The organism is Bartonella capreoli, from assembly GCF_902813205.1.
Taxonomy (GTDB): domain Bacteria; phylum Pseudomonadota; class Alphaproteobacteria; order Rhizobiales; family Rhizobiaceae; genus Bartonella; species Bartonella schoenbuchensis.
In genome coordinates this window covers 1-424 of sequence record NZ_CADDZX010000270.1, presented here as the reverse complement: position 1 = coordinate 424, position 424 = coordinate 1, and the positions used below count along the sequence as shown (strand labels likewise).

Genomic DNA, 424 nt, shown 5'->3' with positions numbered 1-424 from the left:
AAAAAACAAGCTAATGAGATTGATGCCGTTCTGGCTTCTATGGATGATGAAGAGCTTTATGGAAAAATCCTTTATTCTTATAGTTTCTCCCATGCTGTAAAAAATGGACTTTTAACGCCTTACAAGATTATCGTTTTAGGTGTTGATGAAGGAGAAGTGAGTAAATCTATCCAGCATCTGATGACAGATGAGAATTATGAACTTATTCTTGATGATAGAACAAAGATCATGGGTTGTTATCAAGCTCTTACCAAAATGGATCTGAAAATTGATCTTGGAGATGATACAAGACCCATGCATCGGGCTTTGGCTTTTTGTAGAGATATTGATACTTCTGAACGCATATGTAGAACATTCAACGATGAAGAAGTTAAGAAAGATTTACGTGATCTTCATGAAAACCATAAAAATATTCCCCCTCTTA

At 34.9% G+C, this 424-nt stretch carries 1 protein-coding gene; it reads left to right on the top strand.

The window, feature by feature from the left end; all coding sequences use genetic code 11:
• Positions 1-424: hypothetical protein (locus J7R05_RS08370; RefSeq protein ID WP_208541887.1), on the top strand; the 424-nt coding region annotated here is incomplete at both ends.